Raw genomic sequence first — 342 nt, 5'->3', positions numbered from 1 at the left:
CGTGGTCCAGGCGCTGAACCTGATGGCCGTGCTCAACCCGAACATCAAGCACGTCGCCATCGACGGCGCGCTGTTCCAGGACGAGGTCGAAGCCCGCCAGATCATGTCGGTGCCGAGCATCTACCTCAACGGCGAGCTGTTCACCCAGGGCCGCATGAACGAGGAAGAGATCCTCGCCAAGCTCGACACCGGCGCCGGCGCACGTGACGCCGAGAAGCTCAAGGCCAAGGATGCCTTCGACGTGCTGGTGGTCGGCGGTGGCCCGGCTGGCGCCGCAGCGGCCATTTACGCGGCGCGCAAGGGCATCCGCACCGGCGTCGCGGCCGAGCGCTTCGGCGGTCA

The 342-nt window shown here is 68.1% G+C and carries 1 protein-coding gene; it reads left to right on the top strand.

Annotated elements, in window-relative coordinates:
• The coding region (locus U8L64_RS00020; protein WP_333392688.1) for a thioredoxin family protein at positions 1 to 342 on the top strand (342 nt) is incomplete at both ends.

It is taken from the genome of Pseudomonas sp. FIP_A4, assembly GCF_036701605.1.
Lineage (GTDB): Bacteria > Pseudomonadota > Gammaproteobacteria > Pseudomonadales > Pseudomonadaceae > Stutzerimonas > Stutzerimonas phenolilytica.
The sequence above is the reverse complement of the archived record's forward strand: the minus strand, read 5'-3'. Positions and strand labels throughout refer to the sequence as shown.